Source organism: Pseudomonas sp. D8002 (assembly GCF_013385695.1).
In the GTDB taxonomy this organism is placed as follows: Bacteria; Pseudomonadota; Gammaproteobacteria; order Pseudomonadales; family Pseudomonadaceae; genus Aquipseudomonas.
In genome coordinates, this window is sequence record NZ_JACAPM010000023.1 from 13,497 (window position 1) to 35,535 (window position 22,039).

At 62.2% G+C, this 22,039-nt stretch carries 21 protein-coding genes; 16 read left to right on the forward strand and 5 right to left on the reverse strand.

The window, feature by feature from the left end:
- Nucleotides 1-327: 327 nt before the first annotated feature.
- Nucleotides 328-1,038 (reverse strand): GntR family transcriptional regulator, encoded by a 711-nt coding sequence (locus HX807_RS12755; protein ID WP_134325512.1) that lies wholly within the window; start codon nt 1,036-1,038, stop codon nt 328-330.
- A gap of 298 nt (nt 1,039-1,336) precedes the next feature.
- Between HX807_RS12755 and HX807_RS12760 the strand changes: the two genes are divergently transcribed.
- From HX807_RS12760 to HX807_RS12795, 8 genes are all read left to right on the forward strand, one after another.
- Nucleotides 1,337-2,230, forward strand: coding sequence for a TauD/TfdA family dioxygenase (locus tag HX807_RS12760; protein WP_003218232.1), 894 nt, complete (start codon nt 1,337-1,339; stop codon nt 2,228-2,230).
- Nucleotides 2,231-2,244: 14 nt separating this feature from the next.
- The gene (locus tag HX807_RS12765) at nt 2,245-3,270 is read left to right on the forward strand and encodes an ABC transporter substrate-binding protein (protein WP_003218229.1); all 1,026 of its coding nucleotides are present in this window, start codon (nt 2,245-2,247) and stop codon (nt 3,268-3,270) included.
- A gap of 1 nt (nt 3,271) precedes the next feature.
- A complete protein-coding gene (locus HX807_RS12770) occupies nt 3,272-4,123 on the forward strand; it encodes an ABC transporter ATP-binding protein (protein ID WP_008433632.1) in 852 nt (283 codons plus the stop codon).
- Nucleotides 4,124-4,135: 12 nt separating this feature from the next.
- Nucleotides 4,136-4,984 (forward strand): ABC transporter permease, encoded by an 849-nt coding sequence (locus tag HX807_RS12775; RefSeq protein WP_003218225.1) that lies wholly within the window; start codon nt 4,136-4,138, stop codon nt 4,982-4,984.
- Nucleotides 4,985-5,097: 113 nt separating this feature from the next.
- Nucleotides 5,098-6,018: a LysR family transcriptional regulator gene (locus HX807_RS12780; RefSeq protein ID WP_003218223.1), complete on the forward strand. Its 921-nt coding sequence runs from the start codon at nt 5,098-5,100 to the stop codon at nt 6,016-6,018.
- A gap of 229 nt (nt 6,019-6,247) precedes the next feature.
- Nucleotides 6,248-7,783 carry an MFS transporter gene (locus HX807_RS12785; protein WP_102367852.1) on the forward strand — a complete coding sequence of 512 codons (1,536 nt, stop codon included), beginning with the start codon at nt 6,248-6,250 and terminating at the stop codon, nt 7,781-7,783.
- Between the two features lie 26 nt (nt 7,784-7,809).
- The gene (locus HX807_RS12790; protein ID WP_102605409.1) at nt 7,810-8,868 is read left to right on the forward strand and encodes an HlyD family secretion protein; all 1,059 of its coding nucleotides are present in this window, start codon (nt 7,810-7,812) and stop codon (nt 8,866-8,868) included.
- A complete protein-coding gene (locus HX807_RS12795; protein ID WP_177050162.1) occupies nt 8,865-10,307 on the forward strand; it encodes an efflux transporter outer membrane subunit in 1,443 nt (480 codons plus the stop codon). The genes HX807_RS12790 and HX807_RS12795 overlap by 4 nt, the downstream gene beginning before the upstream one ends.
- Before the next feature lie 33 nt (nt 10,308-10,340).
- On the opposite strand, the gene HX807_RS12800 is transcribed toward HX807_RS12795, so the two are convergent.
- Together HX807_RS12800 and HX807_RS12805 are read right to left on the reverse strand one after the other, a co-directional pair.
- The gene (locus tag HX807_RS12800; protein WP_008433644.1) at nt 10,341-11,045 is read right to left on the reverse strand and encodes a DUF3142 domain-containing protein; all 705 of its coding nucleotides are present in this window, start codon (nt 11,043-11,045) and stop codon (nt 10,341-10,343) included.
- A gap of 3 nt (nt 11,046-11,048) precedes the next feature.
- Nucleotides 11,049-13,211 (reverse strand): outer membrane assembly lipoprotein YfiO, encoded by a 2,163-nt coding sequence (locus HX807_RS12805; RefSeq protein ID WP_087693601.1) that lies wholly within the window; start codon nt 13,209-13,211, stop codon nt 11,049-11,051.
- 210 nt (nt 13,212-13,421) lie between these two features.
- On the opposite strand from HX807_RS12805, the gene HX807_RS12810 reads away from it, so the two are divergent.
- Both HX807_RS12810 and HX807_RS12815 read left to right on the forward strand, forming a co-directional pair.
- Nucleotides 13,422-15,029 (forward strand): glycosyltransferase family 39 protein, encoded by a 1,608-nt coding sequence (locus HX807_RS12810; RefSeq protein ID WP_371316472.1) that lies wholly within the window; start codon nt 13,422-13,424, stop codon nt 15,027-15,029.
- A 75-nt stretch (nt 15,030-15,104) separates the two neighbouring features.
- Nucleotides 15,105-15,350 carry a DUF2789 domain-containing protein gene (locus tag HX807_RS12815; RefSeq protein WP_177020625.1) on the forward strand — a complete coding sequence of 82 codons (246 nt, stop codon included), beginning with the start codon at nt 15,105-15,107 and terminating at the stop codon, nt 15,348-15,350.
- A gap of 4 nt (nt 15,351-15,354) precedes the next feature.
- Here HX807_RS12815 and HX807_RS12820 read toward each other — a convergent pair whose 3' ends face one another.
- Together HX807_RS12820 and HX807_RS12825 are read right to left on the reverse strand one after the other, a co-directional pair.
- The gene (locus HX807_RS12820; protein ID WP_093203108.1) at nt 15,355-15,648 is read right to left on the reverse strand and encodes a type II toxin-antitoxin system RelE/ParE family toxin; all 294 of its coding nucleotides are present in this window, start codon (nt 15,646-15,648) and stop codon (nt 15,355-15,357) included.
- Entirely contained in the window at nt 15,645-15,923 is a 279-nt protein-coding gene (locus HX807_RS12825) for an antitoxin of toxin-antitoxin stability system (protein ID WP_177050163.1), read from the reverse strand. The genes HX807_RS12820 and HX807_RS12825 overlap by 4 nt, the downstream gene beginning before the upstream one ends.
- Before the next feature lie 260 nt (nt 15,924-16,183).
- On the opposite strand from HX807_RS12825, the gene HX807_RS12830 reads away from it, so the two are divergent.
- The 6 genes from HX807_RS12830 (at nt 16,184) to HX807_RS12855 (ending at nt 21,936) form a co-directional block, all read left to right on the forward strand.
- Nucleotides 16,184-16,615 (forward strand): MarR family winged helix-turn-helix transcriptional regulator, encoded by a 432-nt coding sequence (locus tag HX807_RS12830; protein WP_177009336.1) that lies wholly within the window; start codon nt 16,184-16,186, stop codon nt 16,613-16,615.
- Nucleotides 16,612-18,690 (forward strand): FUSC family protein, encoded by a 2,079-nt coding sequence (locus HX807_RS12835; RefSeq protein ID WP_177050164.1) that lies wholly within the window; start codon nt 16,612-16,614, stop codon nt 18,688-18,690. Before HX807_RS12830 ends, HX807_RS12835 begins: the two co-directional genes overlap by 4 nt.
- Entirely contained in the window at nt 18,687-18,896 is a 210-nt protein-coding gene (locus HX807_RS12840) for a DUF1656 domain-containing protein (protein WP_003218193.1), read from the forward strand. The genes HX807_RS12835 and HX807_RS12840 overlap by 4 nt, the downstream gene beginning before the upstream one ends.
- The gene (locus HX807_RS12845; RefSeq protein ID WP_003218191.1) at nt 18,893-19,783 is read left to right on the forward strand and encodes an efflux RND transporter periplasmic adaptor subunit; all 891 of its coding nucleotides are present in this window, start codon (nt 18,893-18,895) and stop codon (nt 19,781-19,783) included. The genes HX807_RS12840 and HX807_RS12845 overlap by 4 nt, the downstream gene beginning before the upstream one ends.
- Nucleotides 19,780-21,222, forward strand: a complete 1,443-nt coding sequence (locus HX807_RS12850) for an efflux transporter outer membrane subunit (protein ID WP_008433656.1) — start codon at nt 19,780-19,782, stop codon at nt 21,220-21,222. Before HX807_RS12845 ends, HX807_RS12850 begins: the two co-directional genes overlap by 4 nt.
- 81 nt (nt 21,223-21,303) lie before the next feature.
- Complete coding sequence (locus HX807_RS12855; RefSeq protein ID WP_003218188.1) at nt 21,304-21,936, forward strand: hypothetical protein; 633 nt, start codon at nt 21,304-21,306, stop codon at nt 21,934-21,936.
- The last annotated feature ends 103 nt before the right edge of the window (nt 21,937-22,039 follow it).

Genomic DNA, 22,039 nt, shown 5'->3' on the forward strand with positions numbered 1-22,039 from the left:
GTTACTGGCAAGCAGCATGCTGTGACAAAATACCAAGGCTTTATTTAAAGGAACGCCACGCGCAGTGACGCACCGAGCATGGATTCACGCTGTCGATTGGGAGAATTGGAGTGTTGGTAATAATCTGATTAAGTATTCAGGTGTTTTTAGTTTTATAAGTTTTTCGAGTTGGAATATTGCGGTAGTTGGATCGCTCTGCGGAGTGTGTGAAGTTTTCTTTGGGCTTAATGGTTTAACGGGAGTAATGGTGGTGCACTGGCCTCCGTCGGCCAGCGTCACTTTGCAGCGCTTTGTGGTCGAGGGAGGCGTTTCAGTTCCACGCGGAATTTACAGCGCAGCGTTCTGTTCAGTCTCTTCAAGACTTTTGAGGTAACCCGTAATTACCTCCATGCCGCGGGTAAGGTGGTTACGCAGGGTCAGGATGCTTTCGTCGACCTTCTTTTGCGCCACGAGGTCGAGCAGTTCGCGGTGATCTTCCTGGGACGTCTTGCCCAGGCCCATGGCCTCGAGGTTGAAGCGCAGGAAACGTTCCTCTTCGTTCAAGCCGTGTTCAACCAGCTTGAGCAACCGCTGATTGCCCGCCTTGCCATACAGCGCCATGTGGAACAGGCGGTTGAGGCGGCCGATTTCGGTGTAGTCGCTTTCCCGTTCCAGCGCGTCGATAAAGGCGCCGGCCTGGGCGATGTCATCGGGCGTGAGCAGGGGAATCGACAAGCGCAGCGCTTCGGATTCGAGGAGTATGCGCAGGGCGTAGGTTTCCGCCGAGTGGTCCTCGATCAGTGGCGCCACCACCGCGCCTTTGTGGGTGACCACATGCAGCAGCGATTGGGCTTCCAGTTGACGCAATGCCTCGCGCACCGGCATCCGGCTGACCCCGAACAAGCTGGCCAACTCCTGTTGACGCATGGCGGTGCCACAGGGCAAGCGGCCATCCAGGATGGCGTTGCGCAATGTTTCTTCAATCACGGAGCGGGCGAGATGGGCGGGGATAGGCCCGCTGATCTGGATGCTGCTCAAAGGGTTCGGCTTCTGCGTCACGACTACGCTATCCTCCTTTTCAAGGTGAGGTGGCTAATTGGATCCAATGCACACTAGAGATTGTCCACAAGCTTGTCAAACGGGCAAGGTTTCGGCTTGTAAGCGACTCAACAGCGTGTTCTTCGGGCCCACAGCTCCCATTTGTCAGGTCTTACAGGCTAAAGGTCCGTCGTGCACATTTTATTCCCGGGAGTCGGGCCAACAGCGGTATTGCTGCATATCGATATTCACTAACGGTATTTAAAATGCGGTTCTTATGACTATAAAGTCACTCTCCTGACTGCACGGGAGTGAACTCATGTCTGCCACCTCTACTGTTCCAACAGCGACCGACACCACACAAACCTTCGAGATCCGTCCATTTCCCGGCAGCGTCGGCGCCGAAATCATAGGCCTGGACCTGGCCCGCCCGGTCAGCGACCAGGACTTCGCACGCATTCACCGCGCGCATCTGGACCATCACGTCGTGGTCTTCCGCGACCAACGTATCACCCCCGAGCAACAGATCGCCTTCAGCCGCCGTTTCGGCGTGCTGCAAATCCATGTGCTCAAACAATTCCTGCTGGCCAACCACCCGGAAATCCTGATCGTCTCCAACATCATCGAAAACGGCCAATCCATCGGCCTGGGAGACGCCGGCAAGTTCTGGCACTCGGACCTCTCCTATAAGGAGCTACCGAGCCTGGGCTCGATGCTCCATGCCCAGGAGCTGCCGTCCGAGGGTGGCGACACGTTGTTCGCCGACATGCATAAAGCCTGGGACAACCTGCCCGAGTCCCTGCGCAAGGCCGTTGAAGGCCGCAGCGCCGCGCACTCCTACACCGCACGCTACAGCGAAACCAAATTCGAAGGCAATTGGCGCCCGACCCTCACGCCCGAGCAACTCGCTCAAGTGGCGGAAGTGGTACACCCGATTGTGCGCACCCACCCGGAAAACGGCCGCAAGGCGCTGTTCGTCAGCGAGGGCTTCACCACCCGTATCGTCGGCCTGCCTGAGGATGAAAGCCGCGACCTGCTGGCCCAGCTGTACGCCCACAGCGTGCTGCCGGAAAACATCTACCGCCATCAGTGGCAGCCCCACGACATGGTGTTCTGGGACAACCGCTCGCTGATCCACCTGGCGGCCGGCTGCCCCAGCCACCTGCGGCGCAAGCTGTACCGCACCACCATCCAGGGCGACGCGCCTTTCTGACCCGGAGCATGACCATGTCCAAGAAAACCCCATTTGCGCGCCTGGCCGCGACGGTTGGCCTGGGCGTCAGCCTGCTGGCCGGCAGTCTTGTGGCGCCTGCCGCCGCCCAGGCCGAAGGCGAAATTCGCATCGCCGAGCAGTTTGGCATCGTCTACCTGTTGCTCAACGTGGTGCGCGACCAGAACCTGATCGAAAAATACGGCAAGCAGGAAGGCATCGACATCAAGGTCGACTGGACACAATTGTCCGGCGGCGCAGCCGTCAATGATGCGCTGCTCTCCGGTTCCATCGACATCGCCGGGGCCGGCGTTGGCCCGCTGCTGACTATCTGGGACCGCACCCACGGCAAGCAGAACGTGAAAGCCGTCGCCTCCCTGGGCAACTTCCCCTACTACCTGGTGAGCAACAATCCCAAGGTCAAGACCATTGCCGACTTCACCGAAAAAGACCGCATTGCCGTACCGGCAGTGGGCGTGTCCGTGCAGTCGCGTTTCCTGCAATACGCTGCCGCCAAGCAATGGGGCGACAAGGAATTCAATCGCCTCGACAAGTACACCGTTGCCGTCCCGCACCCGGATGCCACGGCTGCGCTGATTGCCGGTGGCACCGAGCTGACCGGGCACTTCTCCAACCCGCCGTTCCAGGAGCAGGCCCTGACCAACCCGAACGTGCATGTGGTACTCAACTCCTATGACATCCTCGGGCCTAACTCGCCGACCGTGCTGTTCGCCACCGAGAAATTCCGCAACGACAACCCGAAAACCTACAAGGCGTTCGTCGAGGCACTGACCGAAGCGGCGCAGTTCGCCCAGAACGACAAAGGCGCCGCAGCCGATACCTACATCCGCGTGACCAAGGCCAAGATCGACCGCGCCGAGCTGCTGAAAATCATCGAAAACCCGCAGTTCGAATTCAGCGTCACACCGAAAAACACCTACCCGCTGGCGGAATTCCTCTACCGCGTCGGCGCGATCAAAAACAAACCCGAATCGTGGAAGGATTACTTCTTCCAGGACGCCAAGCCGCTGCAAGGGAGCTGACATGAACGCGCCCTTGCAAGGCCACACGGCCAGCAACCCGACCACCACCGAAGCACTGCTTTCGGTGGATAAAGTCAGCCTTGAATACCGCACGCCCGAACGGGTGGTGCGGGCCACTCACCAGGTCAGCTTCGCGATCGATCCGGCAGACCGCTTTGTATTGCTGGGGCCTTCGGGCTGTGGCAAATCCACACTGTTGAAATCCATCGCCGGCTTTATCAAGCCGTGTGAGGGCGAGATCCGTCTGCTCGGGCAAAAAGTCGAGCAGCCAGGGCCGGACCGTATCGTGGTGTTCCAGGAGTTCGACCAACTGCCACCGTGGAAAACCGTCAAGCAGAACGTCATGTTCCCGCTGCTGGCGTCCAAAACCCTCAAGCGTCGCGAGGCCGAAGAGCGGGCGCTGTACTACCTGGAAAAAGTCGGCCTTACGGCCTTTGCCGATGCCTACCCGCACACCCTGTCCGGCGGCATGAAAGCCCGCGTGGCAATCGCCCGGGCGTTGGCCATGCAGCCGAAAATCCTGCTGATGGATGAACCCTTCGCCGCCCTCGACGCCCTGACCCGGCGCAAGATGCAGGAAGAACTATTGCTGCTCTGGGAAGAGGTGCGTTTCACCCTGCTGTTCGTCACCCACTCCATCGAGGAAGCGCTGGTGGTGGGCAACCGCATCCTGTTGCTGTCGCCGCACCCGGGGCGGGTGCGGGCGGAAATCCACAGCCATCAATACGACCTGCACAGCCTCGGCGGTGTGGAGTTCCAGGCTTCGGCGCGGCGCATTCATCGGCTGTTGTTTGATGAAGCGCCCGAGGTGGAAACCGAACTGGGTTTCGCCGATATCCGCATCGCTTATTGAAGGGTTTGCACCATGCGCCAGGAATACGAAATCACTCTCGAACCGTTGCCCGGTGTACGCGTAGAGCGCGAGTTGCCGTGGCGCCAGCGCCTGTGGCAACAAGGCTGGCTGCGTAAAAGCCTGATCCTGATCGTGCTTGCGATCCTCTGGGAAGCGGCTGCCCGTTATCAGAACAATGACCTGCTGCTGCCGAGCTTCCTGCAGACACTGAGCGCGTTCTACGACGGCATGGCCAGTGGCGAGTTGTTGAGCAAGGTCAGCATCTCGCTGGTGGTGCTGATCAAGGGTTACCTGATCGGCATTGTGCTGGCGTTTGCCCTGACCACGCTTGCGGTGTCGACCCAACTGGGGCGTGACCTGCTGAGCACCCTGACCTCGATGTTCAACCCGTTGCCGGCGATTGCCCTGCTGCCGCTGGCGCTGTTGTGGTTTGGGCTGGGGCAGAACAGCCTGATCTTCGTGCTGGTGCATTCAGTGTTGTGGGCGCTGGCGCTCAACACCTATTCAGGGTTCCTCGGCGTCTCCGAAACCCTGCGCATGGCCGGTCGAAATTATGGCCTCAAGGGTATGCGCTTCGTGTTGTTCATCCTGATCCCGGCTGCGCTGCCGTCGATTCTCGCCGGGTTGAAAATCGGTTGGGCGTTCGCCTGGCGCACGCTGATCGCCGCCGAGTTGGTGTTCGGTGCTACCAGCGGCAAAGGCGGTTTGGGTTGGTACATCTTCCAGAACCGCAACGAGCTGTACACCGACAAAGTGTTTGCCGGCCTGGCGGTGGTGATCCTGATCGGGCTGCTGGTGGAGAACCTGGTGTTCGACACCCTGGAGCGGGTCACCGTGAAGCGCTGGGGCATGCAACGCTGACTGAACACCAACCCGGACTGAAACACCAACCCTGTGGCGAGGGAGCAAGCTCCCTCGCCACAGTCTGCTACGATTGCGCCAAGTTCACTCATAACCAATCACGAGTGCTTGGCATGCAATTACCGGACATGAACCTGCTGGTCGCCCTCGACGCCTTGCTCGACGAGGGCAGTGTGGTAGGCGCCGCGCGGCGGATGAACCTGAGCCCGGCCGCCATGAGTCGCACCCTCACGCGTATCCGCGAGGCAGTGGGCGATCCGATCCTGGTGCGCGCCGGTCGCGGCCTGGTACCGACGCCCAAGGCCCTGGAGCTACAGGGCCAGGTGCGCAGCGTGGTGGAGCAGGCGGCGCTGCTGTTCCGCTCGGCGGACGAAGTGGACCTGCGCACCCTGCGCCGGCGCTTCAGCGTGCGGGCCAATGACTTTTTTGTCGGAGTGTATGGCGGTCGGCTGTTCGACACCATGGAACGCATGGCACCGCTGTGCGAACTGCGCTTCGTGCCGGAAGGCGACACCGATGACGAGGCCCTGCGTGAAGGCCGTCTCGACCTGCGGGTGGGCAACACCATGCCGATCACTCCGGAAGTGAAGGTGCAGAACCTGTTCACCACCACCTTCGTCGGCCTGGCACGGGAAGGGCACCCGTTGTTCGATGGAGAAATCACCGCCGAACGGTTTGCCAGCTATTCGCATATCAGCATCTCCCGCCGCGGCATTGCCCGGGGGCCCATCGACACCGCCCTCAACGCCCAGGGGCTGGAACGCCGAGTCGCGATGATCGCCCCGGGGTTTCACGGCGCGATGTTCATGCTGCCGGACTCCGACCTGATCCTGCCGGTGCCCAAGGAAGCGCTCTACAGCGCCAATCGCCTGAAGCTGCCGTTGCGAGCCTTCACCCTGCCGATCTCCCTGCCGACCCTGGTGCTGACCCAAGCCTGGCACCCGCGTTTCGACAAGGACCCGGCCCATAGATGGCTGCGCGAGACCATGCGTGAATGCTGCGAGGCGACGTGGAAGGAAGCGCAGCCCACGTGAGTCGCAAGTGAGCCCGGTCAATGTGGGAGCTGGCTTGCCTGCGATGCGGGCGACACGGTTTTTCAGGCATAGCGAGGTGATGCCATCGCGGGCAAGCCCGGCTCCCACAGAGATCGCCTACATTTTGATCATTGCGTCTGGTGCACTTATAAGCTTCCGATAAGTCACTTTTTGTCATGTCTAAGCCTTATTAAACTGCTCGGGTATTTCCTATTCCGAGTTGTAGTTCATGACGTCCCTCGCTGCTCCCGCACCCCTGGCCGCAGCCAAACCGACCGCCATTACCCCTCCCGTTTTCGGCCCGCGCATCATCATCGGCCTGGTGGGCGTATTGCTTGCGGTACTGGTGTCCGGCCTCAACGAGATGGTGACCAAAGTCGCTCTCGCCGATATTCGCGGTGCGATGTACATCGGCTTCGACGAAGGCACCTGGCTGGTGGCTGCTTACACCGCCACCTCTGTCTCGGCGATGGCCTTTGCACCCTGGTGTTCGGTGACGTTCTCTCTGCGCCGTTTCACTCTCTGCGCCATCGGCCTGTTCACCGTGCTTGGCGTGCTGTGCCCGTTCGCACCGAACTACGAAAGCCTGCTGATCCTGCGCACCGTGCAAGGCCTGGCCGGTGGCGCCTTGCCGCCGATGCTGATGACCGTGGCCCTGCGGTTCCTGCCGGCCAACGTCAAGCTGTACGGCCTGGCCGGCTATGCCCTCACGGCCACTTTCGGCCCCAGCCTCGGCACACCGCTGGCGGCCATGTGGACCGAATACGTCGGCTGGCAATGGGCGTTCTGGCAGATTGTCGGGCCGTGCCTGCTGGCCATGGCGGCCGTGGCCTACGGCTTGCCCCAGGACCCGCTGCGCCTGGAGCGCTTCAAGCAGTTCAACTGGCGCGGCTTGCTGTTGGGCTTCCCGGCGATCTGCATGTTGGTGATCGGCCTGTTGCAGGGCAATCGGCTGGACTGGTTCGAGTCGCCGCTGATTACCTCATTGTTGATCGGCGGCCTGGTGTTGCTGGTGCTGTTCATGATCAACGAGTGGTCGCACCCGATGCCGTTTTTCAAGTTGCAGATGCTTGGGCTGCGCAACCTGTCGTTCGCGCTGATTGTGCTCGCCGGGGTGCTGATCGTGCTGCTGGCGGTGACGATCATTCCGTCCAGCTACCTGGCCCAGGTCCAAGGCTACCGCCCGCTGCAAACTGCACCGGTGATGCTGATCATGGCGCTGCCGCAGTTGATCGCACTGCCGTTGGTGGCGGCGTTGTGCAACTTGCGCTGGGTCGATTGCCGCTGGGTATTGGGCATTGGCTTGAGCATGTTGATCCTGTCCTGCGTGGGCGGGGCGCAACTCACGTCGGCATGGATTCGCGATGATTTCTACGTGCTGCAACTGCTGCAAATCTTCGGGCAACCGATGGCGGTGTTGCCGCTGCTGATGCTCTCCACCGGCAGCATCACGCCCCAGGACGGGCCTTTCGCCTCGGCGTGGTTCAACACCGTCAAAGGCTTGGCCGCCGTGGTCGCCACCGGCGTGCTCGATGCCCTGACCACACACCGCCTGCATTTCCACTCGACCATGCTGGTGGACAGCCTGGGCAACTCGCCCCTGGCCGACAGCGATGCCGCCGGCCTTGCCCATCGGCTGCACGAGCAGGCCGTGGTGCTCACCTCTTCGGATCTCTACTACGTCATGGCCGGTGTCGCGGCGGCGTTGATCCTGCTGATTTTCTGGATGCCGACGCGGATTTATCCGCCCCGCGCGCCGACTTGATTGCTCACTGAGCCAAAGGGATTGTTATGAAACGCAAAGACAAAATCGCTGTAACCGTCATCACCGTGTTTGCCGTCGGTGTGCTGGTTTACCTGCTGGCGCCGGGTGTGTTCGGCAGCAAACGCCAGAGCACCAACGACGCCTTCGTCGCCGCTGACTACACCCTGGTGGCGCCGCGTGTGGCCGGCTTCATCAAGGAAGTGCTGGTGGAAGACAACCAGCGGGTCAAGGCCGGGCAGTTGCTGGCGCTGATTGATGACCGTGACTTCCGCGCCGCTGCCCAGGCGGCCGATGCCGATACGCTGGTGGCCCAGGCGCAGCTGAAAAATGCCACGGCAACCCTGGAGCGCCAAAGCTCGGTGATTGCCCAGGCCCAGGCGACTGTGGCGGCAGATCGCGCCGAAGTGGCGTTTGCCGAACACGAACTGAACCGCTACAACCACCTCGCGGGTGTAGGCGCCGGCACCGTACAGAACGCCCAGCAAGCCAAGACGCGTATTGACCAGGCCACCGCACGCCTGGCGAATGCCACGGCGGTGCTGGCCGCTGAACGCAAGCAGGTGGAAATCCTCAGCGCCCAGCGTGATGCGGCAGAGGGCGGCCTGAAACGTGCCCAGGCCGCACTGGAAATGGCCAGCTATCAGCTGTCGTACACCCGCATCGTCGCGCCGGTGGACGGCATGGTCGGCGAGCGCGCGGTGCGGGTCGGCGCCTATGTGACGCCGGGCAGCAAGATCCTCGCCGTGGTACCGCTGTCCGAGGCCTACGTGGTGGCCAACTTCCAGGAGACCCAGTTGTCCCACATGCACGCTGGCCAAACGGTGGACGTGAAGGTCGACAGCCTCGACGGCGAAGTGCTCAAGGGCCACCTCGAAAGCCTGGCGCCAGCTACCGGCGTGACATTTGCCTCGGTCAAACCCGACAACGCCACCGGCAACTTCACCAAGGTGGTGCAGCGTATTCCGGTAAAAATCATCCTGGAGCCCGGCCAGGCGTTGACCGAGCGCCTGCGGGTCGGCATGTCGGTGGAAGCCAGCGTCGACACCCACGCCGCCGCCCAGCAACGTGAGGTGGCGCAGCAATGAGACGCCTTGCCTGGTTAACCTTGAGCCTGCTCACCCTGAGTGCCTGCACCGTCGGCCCGGACTTCCAGCGCCCGCTGAATCCCGTCGGCCAATGGACCGAGCCCCATGGCCGGCAAGCCGCCAGCCACGCGGTCAACGAACCGCTGGAAGAGCGCTGGTGGGAAGTGTTCCACGACGCGCAGCTCACCGCGCTTACCCATCGCGCGCTGACCGATAACCTTGACCTGAAACTCGCCAGCAGCCGCCTGCAACAAAGCCGCGCGGCGCGCCAGGTGATTACCGCCGAGCGCTACCCGACCGTCAACGCCACCGGCGATTACCTGCGTCAGCGCAACAGCGCCGATGGCTTGAGCGATGCCTCGGGCAAGAACGGCCGCTCGGCGTTCAACCAGTGGGACATGGGTTTCTCCGCCGCCTGGGAACTGGACTTCTGGGGCCGGGTAAAACGCGAAACCGAAGCCGCCGACGCCACCCTGCAAGTCGCCGAAAACGACCGCCGCGCGGTGCTGTTGTCGGTGCTGGCGGAAACCGCCCAGGACTACATCCAGCTGCGCGGCGTGCAAAACACCCGCGCCGTCACCGAGCAAAACCTCGAGGTGGCGCGCCACAGCCTGAAGCTCTCGCAACTGCGCCTGGCCGACGGTGTCGCCACTGACCTGGACGTAGCCGAAGCCGCTGCTCAAGTGGCCGCCATCGAGGCGCGCCTGCCGGATTTGCAGCAACGCCAGGACCAGTTGATCAACGCCCTGAGCCTGCTGATGGGCGAGCCGCCACAAGCCTTGTACGCCGAATTGTCCAAGGACGCTGCGGTGCCGCAAACCCAACGCCAGGTCGCCATCGGCCTGCCGTCGCAACTGGCCGAGCGCCGCCCGGATATCCGCCAGGCCGAAGCTCGCTTGCATGCGGCCACCGCCTCCATTGGTGTGGCCAAGGGCGACTTCTACCCGCGCATCACCCTGTCTGGCAGCGTGGGCTCCCAGGCGTTGCAGCTGGCGGATTTCGGCTCGTGGAGTTCGCGTGCATTCGCCTTCGGCCCGCAACTGAGCTTGCCGATTTTCAACGGTGGCCGGTTGCAAGGCATGCTCGATCTGCGCGAAGCCCAGCAACAGGAGGCAGCCCTGGCCTACCAGCAGACCGTGCTGCGGGCCTGGCATGAAATCGATGATCAACTGACCCGCTACAACGCCAGCCAACTGCGGCGCGACAGCCTTGCCGAAGCCGTGCGGCAGAACCAGATCGCCCTCGCTACTGCGCAGCATCAATACGTCGAAGGCGTGGTGGATTTCGTCAACGTACTGACCGTGCAAAGTGCGTTGCTGGCGACCCAGGAGCAGTGGGTGGAAAGCTCCACCGGCGTGTCCCTCGCCATGGTCGGGTTGTACAAGGCATTGGGTGGGGGCTGGGAGTCGGTGTATCCGGAACAGACGGCAGGGCGTTAATACCAGTGCCCACAGTCCAGGGACTGTGGGCATTCAAGGATTCTGCAAAAACACCACATACCCGCGAAACCACTCACTGCCCTTCAAATACCCCGGCTCCTCCCATGCCCCACCCTGAATCAACCCAATCTTGAACGGCACCCCCAACCGGTTCATGCGTGGCAGATACGCCGCGTAGTCCGGGATGCTGTGGCGGCCCTGGTAGGTCTGCACCACCACTTCATCAATCACGCCCTTGAGTTGTGCGATGGCGGCCGGGTCGGCGTTGCTGCTCCAGTCCATCAGCCCGGTGATGCTCAGGCGTAGGTCCTTGGGCAAGCGTTGGCGCAGGTCACGCAGGAAATCCGCGTATTCGTCGAGGTATTGCGTGCGCGCATCGAAGTCGATCTGGATGCCCACCACCGGGTTGCCCGCATCCCGCCAGCGTTGCACCTGGCCGAGCATCTGGCTGTACACCGACTCGGGCCAGTGCAGGGTGTGGGCGCGGTACACCACCCAGATTTCACCCTGGGTGATGCGCGGCACACTCATGCCCTGGGCGATGAATTGCACGCCACGCCGGGGCGCGCGGCGGGTCGAGTTGATCTGGCCCTGGAGGATGTACAGGGTTTTCGCCTGCTTGAGCACCGGCTGCGGCGCGACGCCGCTCCACAGCCAGAACGCGTCATGGTCGCGGGCGTCCACCGCGCCGAAGGCCGGGCTTGCCAGCAGGAGCAGGGCCAGCCAGAAGCGCTTCACGGCTTACCAGTAGTACTGCAGCGACTTGCCCCACTGGGTGTCGGCGAACCCGGTTTTCAACTGGCGGAACCAGCCTTTGCGCACGTTCTTGTCGACGTCCTCGCCACCGCAACTGTTGTAGCCCGAAGGTCCGTAGCAGTTGATGGCACGAAACAGCGCGTAGGCCTTGTCGTTTCGCGGTGCCTTGGGATTGCCGATCACCCGCTTGTAGCCCTCCAGTCGCGAGAAGGTTTCACCCTTGAAGGGCGAGGCAGTGCTGCCCAGGCTGCCGGCGGAGCGCGCTTGTTCCAGGGGCATGCCGTCCAGGCCGTTACGCAGGACGAATTCCCCCAGGCAGTTCAGGCCCTGCGGGTTTTTCGGATCGGCCTGCAAGGTGCTGGCGATTTGCGCGATGCTCGGGCAGGTGTAGCCGGACTCGGCCTTGTCACCGTTCCACTGGAACAGTCTCAACGACTGGCCGCCGCTGTAGACGTAGCCCAGGCTGGTGCCGAGCTTGTCATCGGGAACCGAGGCGGGCAGTTGCTTGAGGTCCTCGGCAAAGGTCTCGAACTGGCCGCGCAGCAGGTCTTTATAGAGCAGCGTGAATTGCGCAGTCTGGCGCTCTACCGGGTCTTCGGCATGGGCAAGCTGTTGGCGCAGCAGGTCGGGACCGGCGACGTTGCGCAGCAGGATATAGCGCACCTGCTTGGCACTGATCGGCGAATCGGCGGCGAATACCTTGGCCAGCTGGCCGCTGCGTTCGTAGTTCATCGCCAATGCCAGCTCCAGCTGGTCACGTTGCAACGGTTGCTTGGCCAGCGGCAGCAGTTGCAGCCACAGCGCCTCGGCGGCTTTCCAGTCTTCCTTGGCTTCCAGCGCGAGGCCACGCAGGGTCTGTTGGCTGAAAGCGAAGTAGTCGAGATTCGACGGCACGTCTTGCGGCAGCAGCTTCAAGGCACGGTCGGGCTGATGCTCGACGTTCAGGGCAAACGCCGCCTGCACGTAGGCATACAGCGCGGGCTCCTGCGCGAACACCGCTTTTTGTGCATCGAGCGCTTCACGCGTGAGCTTCGGCGGCTCACCGGCACGCATCCACATCAGGTCGTTGAGGGCCAGGATCAGCGGGTTGCCCACAGGTGCCGTGGTGCTGGTCAGCAGCTTGGTGTCCGCTTCCTGCACCAGTTCATCCAGCGACACGTTGCGCTGGGCATCGGTGGCCTGGGTCAGTTGCCAGGCAAAGTCGTCCGCCAGTTTGTCGGGGTTGGGCGCCAGCCAGTGCACCCGGCGCAACAGGCCACGGGCGGAGGCGGCGTATTCGCCCTGTGGATAAGTTTTCAGGTAGTCGTCGAAAGCGCTTTCGGCCCGTTGCAGGGCAGACTTATCCACATGTTCAAGCGACGGCGTGCCGTATTCATCGAAGGCATTTTGCTGGGCGTCGTTCAGCGCGGTGCGGGCGGTCATGTACAGCGCTGTTTCCTTCAGCCAGGGCAGCGAGCTGCTCGTCAGCCCGGCAAAACCTTTTTGCGCATCGCTGAAGCGTCCGCTGTAAAAGTCCCCGGCGGCTTTCAGATAGGTGAGCAATGCCTGGCCGTCTGCCGATTTGATTTGGTCGGCCTCGCCTGCCGCTACGCCGTCCGAGGAACAACTGCCGAGCATCTGCAGCCGCAGCTTGGCCAGTAACTGGCGCTCGGCCTGCGGTACATCGGCCTTCACCACCTGGCTGATAAACGCGGCGGCGCTGTCATCGGCGTTGCTGCGGCAGCGGCTGCCTTCGCCGGAAAGGAAGGCTTCACCGGCGGTCTTGGCGTCGTCGCGGGTGATGCCCAGCGGGCTGAGCAGTGCATCCAGTTCGGCGGTGCGCGAGTCGTCGGGTTTGTTGTCGGGCTCATCCGCAGCCGGCATAAGCCGATACACCGGAAAGGGCACCGGGCCAAATCCTTCGGACACGTCCTGCTCGCCCAAGGCATTCGGCGCCAGCGGCATGACGTTTTTGTCCGCCAGCAACAGCCGCAGGTTGACCCGGCTGTCATTGCCGGGGCTCAGGAAGGGCAGGTTGCTGCACACGTCCAGGCTGTTGCGCGACACCCGCCAATCCGGGTAGCAAGAGTCATCGCCGCTGGCGTGGGCCTGGAAGGGAAGGGTGGCGAGCAATGCCAGTGCCAGGGGTGACAGAAGACCGATGCGCATGAAATGTCCTTGATCCTGAATCCATGGAAGGCAGCAATCATAGCGTGATCCGATGAAAGCGTCGGAGACGTCCTGCGCAAAATTCAGATTTGTCCGATTGGCGGATGGTTGGTCAAATCCATGCAAAACAGCGGGCGAATCAAGGCCTTTTGACCTAGAGTGGCGGGTGTTCGCGCAAGCGCAGGTTCAGTAGTGGGTGAGGAAGTAGAGGTGCGACGCTCTGTGGCGGAACAAGACAACAAGGCCGGGGCGTTGCCCGTGCTCAATCCTGGCCTTTGGGAGAATGCCGGCTGGCTGGCTCGGTTGTGGTGGGTACCGCTGGTGGCGTTGGCCATGGCCGTGCGTTTCTATGGCCTGACCGCCTCCGCCATCTGGGGCGATGAAGGTTCAAGCCTGCTGCTCGCCGAGTATTCCCTGGAAGACCTGTGGTTTCACGCCGCACATGACGTTCATCCGCCGCTGTATTTCTTCATGCTGCGCGGCTGGATCGAGGTGTTCGGCGACAGCATTTTCTCCCTGCGCAGCATGAGTGCGATCCCCGGTGTGGTCGCAGTCGGCCTGGGAATCTGGCTGACAAGGCTGGTCGCGACCCGTCGCGCGGCGGTGCTGGCCGGGATTCTGTTGGCGTTGCTGCCCACGGCAGTGCGCTACAGCCAGGAAGTGCGGATGTATTCGCTGCTGGGCGTATGGCTGCTGGCCGCCACCCTGGCATTGGTGTATTGGGTCCGCCAGCCTGAGCGCAAGCGCTATCTGGTGGCCTATGCGCTGTTGATGACGGCAGCCTTCTACACCCACTATTTCACCGCGTTGTGCGTACTGGTGCATTGGTCATGGCTGCTGTTGCTGCGCCAGCCACGGGCCGGCGGCCTGCGCCTGGTCACGCGCGCGGGCTGGTGGTTGGCCAACATTGCCATTGTGTTGCTGTACTTGCCCTGGCTCCCGAATCTGCTGGGCCTGGTGCAGCACACCGAAGAACTCAAGGTGGGCGGTGATATTGGCTGGGAAGACCCGGTCAACCTGTATTCCGTGCCGTCGATGGTGTGGCAGTTCCTCATTCAGGACCCGGGCGACCACTTGTGGCGACCGCTCTTTGTGGTGTTTCCGTTATTGCTGATGGCGCTGGTCGGTGTGACTGCCTGGCGCGATCAAAGCCGCTTTCGCTTTGGCTGGCTGCTGGGGCTTTTTTTCATGCTGCCGGTGCTGCTGGTCTATGGGGTTTCGTTTATTTCCCCGGTGTTTATCGAGCGTTATCTCACCGCCTACGCGATGAGTTTGCCGATCATCGTGGCGTTGGCCGTCGACCGTCTGTCGTCGCGCCTGCCGCTCGCAGCAGCGGCAGTCTTCGTGTTGTTTGTCGGGGTCGAGCTGGTGGGCGTGAAGACCAACTCCACCGTCGATGAGCATGATCAATTCAACGTGGTGGTGGAGTTCGTCAATCGTAACTACCAGGAAGATGACCGCATCGTCATCAGCGACATGCTGTGGTACCTGCCCTACGTCTATTACGACGAGACCGACGCCCAGTTGCAGCTTTTCACACCGCCGACCGCCGCCGGCAAGTCCACCCGGCCTAATGCCTATGGTTTTGGCACCCTGGTGGACCAGGATGGCGGGCGCATCTACCTTGATCGCTTGTCGGTGTTACCCGCCGAGATCCAGCGTGTATGGCTGATCAGCGCCGCGGAGCCGCCGGATGAGTTTGCCCCGTTGCCGGCCGGATGGCGTCAGCTCAGCCAGCAGGACGGCGGCGGCGCGCGGGCCCGGCTGTTCGTGCTGTGTAACGCGCCAGCGGGCGTGCACCGTGAGGGCTGCGATTAATCCGCGCAACACCTGAGAGGTTTATGTTCGCCTGGGGGGCTAGACTCAGGTGAACCCTCTCTCCAGGAACGCCTCATGGAATCCCCAGTCCACAACTTGCCATCGTTGTTCAAACAGCTCGGTTTGCCCGATGACCCGGTCAGCATCGAGCGGTTCATCGCGGTCCACTCCCCACTCAAGCCCGAATTGCATCTGGCGGAAGCGTTTTTCTGGACGCCGCCCCAGCGGGCGTTTTTGCGTGAAGAGATTCTGGAGGACGCGGATTGGGCGGAGGTGGTGGATGAGTTGAATTTGCGGTTGAGAGAGGGGCGAGGAGTCTAGGCCGTCAAGAGGCGGTTGCTTTCTCTGGTGGCCATTGGCGAGCGGTGTGCACAAGCGCCACGACCCTTACTACGTCGGGCTCAAGTTGGTAAACAAGGCGGTAGCTTGGATGAGGAATGACTTCGCGTGTGCCTGTGATCCTGCCGAGTGGGCCGATTTCTGGGTGTTTTGCCAGCCCCAGCACTGCACTGCTGAAGCGTCGATCCATATCGGCTGCGGCTTGTGGGTTTTTCTCAAATAAAAAGTCCCAGATATCCCTACGGTCCTGCGCCGCTTCCGGCGTCCAGGCAACCCTCATTCCTGATTATCTACGTGAGCACGTTTCGCAGAAAACTCAGCTTCCAAATCCTCATTGGCAATCTCTCTGCCTGCCTGTATCGAGGCGCGAGAGGCGTCTACTTTACGCTGCAAGAACGCGTCGTACTCCCGTGATTCCTGCTGGGCCTGGACAAACTGACGCATCATATCTCGCACGATTTGCGATGCAGGACGGTGGGTAGCCTCGCACTCGGCCATGAATTGGTCGCGTAGTTCCGACTCAAGCTTCAAGGTGAAAACGGCTAGTTTTGACATAAGTGAATGCTCTAGATTGGTATGTACGAAGTATATACAACGTGCATACCTGACGACGCATGTGAGCTGAGTGAGGCGACTGACGGTTGCTGACAGCAAACCACCTTTCCCCAAACCAGCTTTACTTAGCCCACGGGCCATCCACCCATCCGCAAATTTGTATCAAAACTTGACTGCATTGGATCCATCGACCATATTGATAGTTAGCAAACTAACTGTATGCGAATAATCCAGTGTCCCAGACCCTCGAACAACTCCAGATGAACATCAGCAGCAGCATGGTGGTAGGTGCCAGGACTTGGCGCAAAATCTGCCAGACCACGCTCGTCAGCTATGGCATCTCCGAAGCCTGCGCCGTGCCGCTGCTGATGATCGGCCGCCTCGGCGACGGTGTGCATCAGGTCAAGGTGGCCCAGGCCGCCGGGATGGAAAGCCCGTCCCTGGTGCGCCTGTTGGACCAGCTGTGCAGTTCCGGCTATGTGTGCCGCACCGAAGACATCCACGACCGCCGCGCCAAGGCCTTGAGCCTCACCGAGCGTGGCCGCGAGCTGGTGCAGGCAGTGGAACAGCAACTGGTGCGCCTGCGTCGCGAGGTGCTGGCGACAATCGACCCCGATGACCTGGAAGCTGCTTTGCGTGTACTGCGGGCCTTCGAAGGTGCCAATCAACATCCCATGGTTGTGAGTTCTTGAACGGATTTTTTACCGGCATGCCGCCGGCCAGGGATTGGTTCTATGGCGTAAGGACATTCGCCGCTTCAATGATCGCGTTGTACATCGCCATGCTGATGCAAATGCCGCGTCCGTATTGGGCGATGGCCACGGTGTATATCGTGTCCAGCCCGTTTGTCGGCCCTACCAGCTCCAAGGCGCTGTACCGGGCGGTCGGTACCTTCATGGGGGCGGCCGCAGCGGTGTTTTTTGTGCCGATGTTTGTGCAGACGCCTTACGTGTTGGTGGTGGTGATCGCGCTGTGGACCGGGATTCTGCTGTTCCTGTCCCTGCACCTGCGCACCGCCAACAGCTATGCGCTGATGCTGGCCGGCTACACCTTGCCGCTGATCGCCCTGCCGGTGGTGGATAACCCGCTGGCGGTGTGGGATGTGGCCGAAGCGCGGACCGAAGAGATCTTCCTCGGCATCGCCGTGGCGGCGGTGGTGGGGGCGATGTTCTGGCCGCGACGCCTGGCGCCGGTGTTCGATGACTCGGTGAGCAAGTGGTTTGCCGACGCCCAGGTCTACAGCCAGCGCTTTCTCAGCCGCAATGTGCAACCCGAGGAAATCAGCACCCTGCGCGGCGGCATGGTCGCTACCTTCAACACCCTGGAATTGATGATCGGCCAACTGCCCCACGAGGGCTCCCGGCCGCAAACGGTGCGCAATACAAAGGAGCTGCGCGGGCGGATGATCCACCTGCTGCCGGTGATCGACGCACTGGACGACGCCGTGTACGCCCTGGAACACCGCGCCCCGGAGTTGCTCGAGCGCTTCACGCCGCTGCTGACCGCCGCCAACGAGTGGCTGGTCAGCACGCAAAAGGATGCGCCCCTCGAACGCTGGCGTGTCCTGCGCGACCAGATCGAAGCCCTGCAACCCGATGCCGACGCCCTGGATGACCGCCATCAGTTGCTGTTCTCCAACGCCCTGTATCGCCTGGGCGAGTGGGTGGATCTGTGGCAGGACTGCCGCAGCCTGCAAGCCGCCATCCAGTGCGAAAGCCAGGACAGCTGGCGCGCAGTTTACCGCCACTGGCGCCTGGGCCGGCTGACGCCATTCCTCGACCGGGGCCTGATGTTCTACTCGGCGTTTTCCACCGTCACCGCGATCATCGTCGCCTCGGTGCTGTGGATCCTGCTGGGCTGGACCGACGGTGGCAGCGCGGTGATCCTCGCGGCGGTGGCCTGCAGCTTCTTCGCCTCCATGGACGACCCGGCGCCGCAGATCTACCGGTTCTTTTTCTGGACCGCGATGTCGGTGCTGTTCGCCAGCCTCTACCTGTTTCTGGTGCTGCCCAACCTGCACGATTTCCCGATGCTGGTGCTGGCGTTTTCGGTGCCCTTTATCTGCATCGGCACGCTGACGGTACAGCCGCGTTTCTACCTCGGCATGCTGCTGACGCTGGTCAACACCTCGTCGTTCATCAGCATCCAGGGTGCCTACGACGCGGACTTCCTGGCCTTCGCCAACTCCAACCTGGCGGGCCCGGTGGGCTTGTTGTTCGCCTTTGTCTGGACCCTGATTGCCCGGCCGTTCGGCGCTGAGCTTGCGGCCAAGCGCCTGACCCGTTTCAGCTGGCGCGACATCGTCACCCTGACCGAGCCTGCGACCCTGGCCGAACACCGCAAGATGGGCGTGCAAATGCTCGACCGCCTGATGCAACACCTGCCGCGCCTGGCCATGACCGGCCAGGACACCGGCATCGCCCTGCGGGAAGTGCGGGTGGCGCTGAACCTGCTGGACCTGCTGGCGTACTCGCCGCGCATCCTCGGGGTGCCGCGTGTGTTGTTGAACCAGGTGGTGGAAGGCGTCGGCGGTTACTTCAAGGCCTGCCTCAAGGCCGGTGAACGTCTGCCGGCCCCCAGCGGTCTGCTGATGACCCTCGACCGTACCCGCCGCGCCCTCAACGGCCAGGGCCTGCAAGGCGAGGACGAAACCCGCCTGCATTTGTTGCACGCCCTCAGCGGCTTGCGCCTGGCGCTGTTGCCCGGCGTGGAATTTCTTGGCGGCACAGAGATGGAAGCGCCGTTACCCGATGGAGCGCCTTTATGATCGGTGATCTGGATATCAGCGGGGTGTTCCTGCCCACGTTGCTGGTGCTGATGGGCATTACGTATGTGTTGTACCTGGTGGTGCACGGGCTGTTGACCCGCGTCCACTTCTATCGCCTGGTCTGGCACCGGGCATTGTTCAATGTGGGTCTCTACGCTCTGTTGCTGGGCGCAGTGGATTCACTCAGTCGATACCTCATGACATGAAAAAACCTTTTTTGACCATTGGCCGTGTAGTCCTGACGTTACTGGTGGTGACCTTCGCCTGCGTCGTGGTGTGGCGCATGGTGATGTACTACATGTTCGCGCCGTGGACCCGTGACGGCCACATCCGTGCCGACATCGTGCAGATCGCCCCGGACGTGTCCGGGCTGATCCAGCAAGTGGACGTGCGCGACAACCAGTTGGTGGTGCGCGGCCAGGTGCTGTTCTCCGTCGACCAGGACCGTTTCAAGCTGGCCCTGCGCCAGGCCCAGGCCGCCGTGGCCGACCGTCAGGAAACCCTGGCCCAGGCCGTGCGCGAGAACAAGCGTAACCGTGGCCTCGGCAACCTGGTGGCCAGCGAGCAACTGGAAGAAAGCCAGTCCCGCGTCGCCCGTGCCCAATCGGCCCTGGCCGAGTCGCAAGTGGCGGTGGATGCCGCGCAACTCAACCTGGACCGCTCGGTGATCCGCAGCCCGGTGGACGGCTACATCAACGACCGTGCGCCGCGTAACCAGGAGTTCGTGACCGCCGGGCGTCCGGTGTTGTCGGTGGTGGACAGCAACTCCTTCCACATCGACGGCTACTTTGAAGAGACCAAGCTCGACGGCATTCACGTCGGCCAGAGCGTCGACATCCGCGTGATCGGCGACAACGCTCGCCTGCGCGGACATGTGCAGAGCATCGTCGCCGGTATCGAAGACCGTGACCGCACCAGCGGCTCCAACCTGCTGCCCAACGTCAACCCGGCGTTCAGCTGGGTGCGCCTGGCCCAGCGGATTCCGGTGCGCATTGCGTTTGACGATGTGCCGGCAGACTTCCGCATGATTGCCGGGCGCACCGCCACCGTGTCGATCATCGACGACCAACCCAAGTCGGAGAACAAGCCATGAAACGGCTTTTAGCAACCGCCGGGCTGGGGTTGTTGCTGTCGGCCTGCCAGGTGGTGGGGCCCGATTACAAACTGCCGGACAAGGCGGCCGTGAACCGTGGTGACCTTCAGGGCCAGTTGGCCGGGGAGGGCAGCAATGTGGTGTCGGCGCCGGTACCGGCGGACTGGTGGAAGCTCTACCAGGACCCGCGCCTGGATAAGCTGGTGGAGCAGGCCATGGCCTCCAACACCGACCTGCGGGTGGCTGCGGCCAACTTGCAGCGCTCGCGCTATCAGGTGCAGCAAGCCGAATCGGCCGGCGGCTGGAGTGCCGGCGCCAAGGCCGAAGCCCAGCGCCTGCAAGAATCGGGTGAGGCCTATTTGCTGACGGAAAAAGTCCCGGTGGCGAATATCGGCAGCGCCAGTATCAGCACCTCCTATCAATTCGATTTGTTCGGCACCTTGCAGCGTGGCATTGAAAGCTCCCAGGCCACTGCCGATGCGGCCCAGGCGGCGTCCGATATCGCCCGTATCACCCTGGTGGCGGACGTGGTGCGCTCCTACACCCAGGTGTGTGCGGCCAACGAAGAGCTGGCGATCGCCAACGAGTCCCTCGACCTGCAAGCCCAGAGCACGCACCTGACCCAGCGCCTGCGGGATGCCGGGCGCGGTGATGAAACCCAGGTCACCCGTTCGCAAACCCAATACAAATCCTTGCGCGCCGAAATGCCGCGCTATGAAGCACTGCGCCAGGCCGGGCTGTTCCGCCTGTCGATGTTGCTGGCCAGGCCGCTGGATCAACTGCCGGCCGGCACTGCCCAATGCGCCGAGCTGCCGCACATCGCGCAGTTGTTGCCGGTGGGCGATGGCGCCACGCTGCTCAAGCGCCGCCCTGACGTGCGCCAGGCCGAACGCCAACTGGCGGCGGCCACCGCGCGCATCGGTGTGGCCACCGGCGCGCTGTACCCGGACATCAGTATCGGCGCCACCGTGGGCACCGTCGGCATCCTGGATGACCTCGGCACGCCGGCCACCAACCGTTGGGGCTTTGGCCCGCTGATCAGCTGGACGCTGCCGACCAACGGCGCCCGCGCCCGCATCCACGAAGCCGAAGCCGCGACCCAGGGCGCCCTGGCGCACTTCGACGGGGTGGTACTCAACGCTATCCGTGAAACCCAGACGGGCCTCGCGCAATACACCGCGCAACTGCAACGCCGCGATGCCCTGGCGGATGCCGGCGCGTCGGCCAAAGAGGCGGCGGAGCAGACGCACCGGTTCTTCCAGGCCGGCCGCGCGTCGTTCCTGGCCGACCTGCAAGCCACCCGCACCTACACCGACGTGCGGGCGCAACTGGCCGCGGCGAACACCCAGGTTGCCATGAGCCAGATCGATTTGTTCCTGGCCCTGGGCGGCGGCTGGGAAAGTGGACGAACGCAAGCCACACAAGCCAGCAAACCCTGAGCTGATTGCTATGCTTTGACAGGCGGACTTACGTGATGGTCCGCTGGTCACTGCTCGCGTTTGCTCATGGGGATTCCAATAATGAAAAACCCTTATGCTCCCGCTTTCTGGTGCGTGTTCTTCGCACTGGTGTTGCTATCGGCGACTTACTTCTACGGCATCATGCTGGCCCATCAAATCGACAAGGCCATGGTGTTCCTCGACAGCGCCAGCGCGCTGATCGCGGTGCTGTCCATCGGCGTGGTGGCCTGGGCCTCCTACCAGGGCCAGCGAATCAAGCGAAGACTGCTCGAACAAGGCAAGACCCGCGTGGCGATCTGGGACACCAAGGTTGCCCTGCGCCGGGTCGAGACGGTGTTCGACCGCTACTTCTGGGGCAGCTACTGGCAGCCGGGGCGCACCTTCCAGGAAGTCATGGGCGAACTGACCGGCACACCGCTGGAAAAAAGCCTCGAAGCCCTGAAAAAACAATGTGTGATGCTTGATCGGCAAGTCGCCGACGGACGGCATTGGCTGAATAACGCCCGGGAATTATCCGATGTGGCCACTGCGATGGCGCGAGAGCGTTACCAGCTGGATTTTTATGATCCCAAGTCGGATACGCCGGGCAATGCGGTGATTCACCGTGAGTTTGAGGTGCTGGTGTATACGTGGACGGCGCGCCTGAAAAGCTTCGACCATCAACTCGATGAGATCGAAACCGAGTATTCCTGAAATCTGTGGTGTCTGTACTGACGCCTTCGCGAGCAAGCCCGCTCCCACATTCGATCGAGTTCCATCTTTGGAATGCAGTCGAATGTGGGAGATTCTATGGTTG

Excerpts from the sequence above, each read along its gene's own strand:
- HX807_RS12760 (WP_003218232.1), top strand. The coding sequence starts at position 1,337 with ATGTCTGCCACCTCTACTGTTCCAACAGCGACCGACACCACACAAACC.
- HX807_RS12765 (WP_003218229.1), top strand. The coding sequence starts at position 2,245 with ATGTCCAAGAAAACCCCATTTGCGCGCCTGGCCGCGACGGTTGGCCTG.
- HX807_RS12770 (WP_008433632.1), top strand. The coding sequence starts at position 3,272 with ATGAACGCGCCCTTGCAAGGCCACACGGCCAGCAACCCGACCACCACC.
- HX807_RS12775 (WP_003218225.1), top strand. The coding sequence starts at position 4,136 with ATGCGCCAGGAATACGAAATCACTCTCGAACCGTTGCCCGGTGTACGC.
- HX807_RS12780 (WP_003218223.1), top strand. The coding sequence starts at position 5,098 with ATGCAATTACCGGACATGAACCTGCTGGTCGCCCTCGACGCCTTGCTC.
- HX807_RS12785 (WP_102367852.1), top strand. The coding sequence starts at position 6,248 with ATGACGTCCCTCGCTGCTCCCGCACCCCTGGCCGCAGCCAAACCGACC.
- HX807_RS12790 (WP_102605409.1), top strand. The coding sequence starts at position 7,810 with ATGAAACGCAAAGACAAAATCGCTGTAACCGTCATCACCGTGTTTGCC.
- HX807_RS12795 (WP_177050162.1), top strand. The coding sequence starts at position 8,865 with ATGAGACGCCTTGCCTGGTTAACCTTGAGCCTGCTCACCCTGAGTGCC.
- HX807_RS12805 (WP_087693601.1), bottom strand. The coding sequence starts at position 13,211 with ATGCGCATCGGTCTTCTGTCACCCCTGGCACTGGCATTGCTCGCCACC.
- HX807_RS12815 (WP_177020625.1), top strand. The coding sequence starts at position 15,105 with ATGGAATCCCCAGTCCACAACTTGCCATCGTTGTTCAAACAGCTCGGT.
- HX807_RS12820 (WP_093203108.1), bottom strand. The coding sequence starts at position 15,648 with ATGAGGGTTGCCTGGACGCCGGAAGCGGCGCAGGACCGTAGGGATATC.
- HX807_RS12825 (WP_177050163.1), bottom strand. The coding sequence starts at position 15,923 with ATGTCAAAACTAGCCGTTTTCACCTTGAAGCTTGAGTCGGAACTACGC.
- HX807_RS12830 (WP_177009336.1), top strand. The coding sequence starts at position 16,184 with ATGAACATCAGCAGCAGCATGGTGGTAGGTGCCAGGACTTGGCGCAAA.
- HX807_RS12840 (WP_003218193.1), top strand. The coding sequence starts at position 18,687 with ATGATCGGTGATCTGGATATCAGCGGGGTGTTCCTGCCCACGTTGCTG.
- HX807_RS12845 (WP_003218191.1), top strand. The coding sequence starts at position 18,893 with ATGAAAAAACCTTTTTTGACCATTGGCCGTGTAGTCCTGACGTTACTG.
- HX807_RS12850 (WP_008433656.1), top strand. The coding sequence starts at position 19,780 with ATGAAACGGCTTTTAGCAACCGCCGGGCTGGGGTTGTTGCTGTCGGCC.
- HX807_RS12855 (WP_003218188.1), top strand. The coding sequence starts at position 21,304 with ATGAAAAACCCTTATGCTCCCGCTTTCTGGTGCGTGTTCTTCGCACTG.